Genomic DNA, 4,404 nt, shown 5'->3' with positions numbered 1-4,404 from the left:
ATCAGTATTCAAAATCAGTAATCAAAATCAGTAATCAAAATCAGTATTAATCTACAGGATCATTAACCATATTAATTGAAATCTCCAATACATATTGAAAAGTACCATCTTCTAAATTCTACTCATGGGAATACTCACTATTTTCACTGAAAACTCATTATTCATCCCGAACCTTTACGAAAAGCTTGCTGAACAGAGGCCATCCTTGCTTTAAAAGGTCAGTCAAACAATCCCATAATAGTTTATTTGGATAGATTCAAGTTACACGCAGATTTCCCCGGCTGAATTACATTTCTATTTCCTTTGTCTTCATCATTAAACAAAATAAATTTTTCAAAAAAATAAGAAAAATTTATATGTTTAAAGACTAAAAGGTCACTTAAAGCTAATTCTTAAAGATTTTCCCTATACTTCATTGACTATATCACAAATATATCAAAGATACTCGTGGTTATTACTATTGCATGTATTGTTGAGTACTAATTACTTGCTATGAATATCATAACCAGGTAGCTCTAAGATGAAGATGGATCAAGTGGTCAAATGGGGATTGAAAAGTTAAATATTCATCTTATATTTTTTGCATTGGTTATTCTCCAGTTATCTATATTTTCTGTTGTTAATGTAGCCAGTGCTGCTTCAGATGAGCAGGATATTGAGGCCTTAATTGAGAATTTCAACGCACAGGATGTAGATGTCAAAGCTGACTCCGTAAAAGTTCCGGTCGCAGCCGGAGAGCCCGCAGTAGGACCTTTAATACAGACACTGGATTCCAAAGACCCGGAAATTCGTGAAAACGCGGCTATTAATCTTGGTAAGATCAAAGATGAAAGAGCTATAGATCCGCTCGTCAAATTGTTGACGGATGAAGAGTGGGAAGTTGAAAGTGCTGCAACCAATGCTCTTGTTGAAATCGGAAAACCTGCTATAGAGCCACTAATTAAGATCTTGCAGGAATAAAATGAAGATGTGTTTCTACAGATGAAAGTTATTGCAGTTCTTGCTGGAATAAAAGATGAAAGAGCAATTCAGCCTATGATTCAGGCCTTGAAAGAAGACCCCGAACTTGATGCAGATCTGGGTTATAATCTTGGCCTGATGGGCGAACCTGCTGTAGAGCCTTTGATCCAGGCTCTTAACGATGAAGACTCCAGAGTTCGGGTGCGTGCAGCTGAAGCTCTCGGCAGAATTGGAGACAAGCGTGCAGTTGGACCGCTTACAGATGCCCTGAATGATAAGGATGAGACTGTTAGGGTATTTGCAAAAATTGGACTTAAAAGCATTGAGTCTCAAAAGAAAAATACGTTAATTGCCACTTATGGAAAAGAACGCGAATTCTATATTGAAGACCAGAGACGAGAATGGTTAGATCAGCTCAATAAAATCTGCGACCTTGTGAGAGATTCCATGGAACCTTATAATTATCCGCAGGGGCCGGTTATAAGCTATGGCTGGAGCATTGATAACCGTATAAGAGTAGGAATTCTGGAAGGCTCGGAAGTTAACAATTCAACTCTTGGTGATATTTACAATATATTTGACCAGGCAGGAAAAGAGATTGGAGTTGCCGATGTGCCTGTCATATTTAGCTATGCAGAATTTCCTGTAGATGAGGAACTCTTACCGAAGCTAGCAGAAGACATCGAAAAGAATGAAGAACCAGTAAGAACTGAAAATGCTAACGAAACCGAAGATATTAACGAAACTGAAGAAGATGCAGAAGATTTACAGTCGTCAGTTAGTATTCCGGGACTCGGGGTAATGTTTGTTTTGTCAGAGTTAGTGATTTCAGCCCTCATAGTCAACAGGCGCTGATTTGAATGTGATTCAAATCTTCTTATGTGGGTTGGGTATATGTGTCTGCGATAACGAATTCATTCATTCTCATGTTATTAGTAATTGTTTTTTCAGTTACTTCCGTTTCAAACGTTTTGGCGGCCGAAATAGTTCTCGATACAGAACATCATCATCTTGGTGACGATTTTAAAGAAGAATTGAACCCTGTTGATCCTGAAGGGCTGGTTTACACAGCAAATTTCACTTTGGACCATTTTCGCTTATTTGAATTCACGATTCTTACGATGGTTCACTTTACGTTCTTCATAGTATTCTTATCCTAACCAATTATCAAAGTCAGGTTCCTTGAGCTCTCGATATTGTCGTGTGAGCTTCACACAAACGCTACAATTTCTGCATGTCACGTTAGGATTACCTCAAATGGAAAAGGTAGCATATGATGCAGTTCATAGTACATCTTCTTGCCGCACCTGCGGAAAGACAGATATATTATTCCATGACAAAAATCAGTAGACTCGTATTGAAAAATACCTGATGGCTTGTCGACCCGCTTCCGAAAGACAAAAAATAAGTTGCCGGATTTACCGGCTGGTTAACCCTTTAGCTGGTTCATCCTTCAGTTTGTAAGGGACTGGATAGGAGCCGGGATTCTTCCTCCCCGTTTTACGAAAGTCTCGGAACTGAAATCGCTTACCGGCATAATAGGGGCATTTCCAAGAAGGCCGCCGAATTCTACGGAATCTCCAACTCCTTTTCCAGGAGCTGGGATAACTCTGACTGCCGTCGTTTTTCTATTTATTACTCCTATGGCCATCTCGTCAGCGATAATAGCCGAAAGGGTGGAAGCAGGAGTATCCCCAGGAACTGCGATCATATCAAGTCCGACCGAGCAGACGCTGGTCATAGCTTCAAGTTTTTCTAGGCTGAGGGCTCCGGCCCTGACGGCTTCTATCATGCCTGCGTCCTCGCTGACAGGGATAAAAGCCCCACTCAGGCCTCCTACTGAGGAGGAAGCCATTGCTCCGCCTTTTTTTACGGCATCATTCAAAAGTGCAAGGGCTGCAGTCGTTCCGTGAGCTCCGCAGCGCTCAAGCCCCATTGCCTCAAGAATCGCAGCAACACTGTCCCCAATTGCAGGTGTAGGAGCCAGGGAAAGGTCAAGAATCCCGAATTCGACTCCAAGCCTTCGCGAAACCTCCCGACCCACCATTTCTCCCATGCGGGTTATTTTAAAGGCCGTCTTTTTGATGGTCTCCGAAATTTCCGTAAGATTTGGGTTTTCAAGTTCTCGAATTGCAGCATTCACAACGCCAGGCCCACTGACCCCAACGTTGATAACGCACTCAGGTTCACCGATTCCGTGAAAGGCTCCTGCCATAAAGGGATTGTCTTCAGGGGCATTTGCAAAGACTACAAGCTTGGCACAACCTATCCCATCCCTATCCGCAGTCAAATCCGCAGTCTTTTTAATGATGCTGCCCATCAGGCCAACTGCATCCATATTAATCCCGGTTTTTGTGGTTGCAACATTTACCGACGAGCAGACCTTTTCAGTGTCTTTAAGGGCTTCAGGAATGGAATTTATAAGCTTTAGATCCCCAACGGTTGCTCCTTTGTGGACAAGGGCACTGAAACCTCCTATAAAGTCTACCTGTGCATCTTTTGCAGCTTCGTCCATGGTTTTTGCAATGGAAACGAAATCAGGAGACCTGCAACTTTCGGCCGCCACAGCTATTGGAGTTACTGAGATTCTCTTATTGATTATTGGAATTCCATAGAGGCTCTGGATTTCATTTGTTGTACGCACAAGTTCTTTTGCACGGGCGGTTATCTTTTCATAGATATTCTCATTGAAAACCTCAATATCAGGATGGCTGCAGTCCCTCAGGCTGATACCCATTGTTACGGTTCTGATGTCGAGATGTTCCATCCTGATCATCTGGATTGTTTCCAGAATTTCTTTTGGGTTTATATACATGAAAAATTACCTCTCATTCCAGACAGATTAATTTTCCAGATCATTTTCAGATAGTCTCCAGATCAGATCCTGTGCATAAAGCGGAATGCGTCTTCGTGCTGTACCTTAACCTCGACTCCAAGGCTCTTTCCCTCGGCACTCATAGCCTCCTGGAAAGCCGCAAGGTCAAAATTTTCCTGTGGAGCTTCTGCAAGCATAATCATGGTGAATATACCCTGCATGATAGTCTGAGTAATATCAACAATATTTACATTGAAACTTGCCATCACAGTAGTGATTCTGGCAACAATTCCTACCCGGTCGCTGCCTATAACCGTAATTATGAAACGACTTGATGTCATTTTATGTCTCCTGTTGCTCGGACCTTTTTCCTGCAGGCCGATGCTCAAATGTTATAAACTGAGAGATTTTGCTCAGATTGAAGACCTAATTACTAATAAAGTGAACTGCTGCTTTAAAGTAAACTGTCCTTAAAGTAAGTCATCCATAAAGCCGATTGTTCTTAAAGAAAACCGTTCCTGGATGGAAATGACCCTAAAGGAAACCATTCTTAAAGTTTTAGACCCTGGGAGATAATTTAAAACTAATAACTCTAAAAATCCCGACCCCGAAAAAGTAATTATGTTGAA

The 4,404-nt window shown here is 41.6% G+C and carries 4 protein-coding genes; 2 read left to right on the top strand and 2 right to left on the bottom strand.

The window, feature by feature from the left end; genetic code table 11:
- Positions 1-543: 543 nt before the first annotated feature.
- On the top strand, positions 544-960 hold the full coding sequence (locus tag A9239_RS20570) for a HEAT repeat domain-containing protein (protein ID WP_230629064.1): 417 nt from the start codon (positions 544-546) through the stop codon (positions 958-960).
- Positions 961-981: 21 nt separating this feature from the next.
- Positions 982-1,815, top strand: coding sequence for a HEAT repeat domain-containing protein (locus tag A9239_RS13260; protein ID WP_230629065.1), 834 nt, complete (start codon positions 982-984; stop codon positions 1,813-1,815).
- A 598-nt stretch (positions 1,816-2,413) separates the two neighbouring features.
- Here A9239_RS13260 and A9239_RS13250 read toward each other — a convergent pair.
- Together A9239_RS13250 and A9239_RS13245 are read right to left on the bottom strand one after the other, a co-directional pair.
- Positions 2,414-3,775, bottom strand: coding sequence for a PFL family protein (locus A9239_RS13250; RefSeq protein ID WP_048116446.1), 1,362 nt, complete (start codon positions 3,773-3,775; stop codon positions 2,414-2,416).
- Positions 3,776-3,837: 62 nt separating this feature from the next.
- Positions 3,838-4,116 (bottom strand): ACT domain-containing protein, encoded by a 279-nt coding sequence (locus A9239_RS13245; RefSeq protein WP_048116449.1) that lies wholly within the window; start codon positions 4,114-4,116, stop codon positions 3,838-3,840.
- Positions 4,117-4,404 lie beyond the last annotated feature (288 nt).

Source organism: Methanosarcina sp. A14, from assembly GCF_001729375.1.
Classification (GTDB): Archaea; Halobacteriota; Methanosarcinia; order Methanosarcinales; family Methanosarcinaceae; genus Methanosarcina; species Methanosarcina barkeri.
This window is presented reverse-complemented; position numbering and strand designations above follow the sequence as displayed.

What these genes read in the sequence shown, in the direction of transcription:
- A9239_RS20570 (WP_230629064.1), top strand. Translation starts at nt 544, where the DNA reads ATGGGGATTGAAAAGTTAAATATTCATCTTATATTTTTTGCATTGGTT.
- A9239_RS13260 (WP_230629065.1), top strand. Translation starts at nt 982, where the DNA reads ATGAAAGTTATTGCAGTTCTTGCTGGAATAAAAGATGAAAGAGCAATT.
- A9239_RS13250 (WP_048116446.1), bottom strand. Translation starts at nt 3,775, where the DNA reads ATGTATATAAACCCAAAAGAAATTCTGGAAACAATCCAGATGATCAGG.
- A9239_RS13245 (WP_048116449.1), bottom strand. Translation starts at nt 4,116, where the DNA reads ATGACATCAAGTCGTTTCATAATTACGGTTATAGGCAGCGACCGGGTA.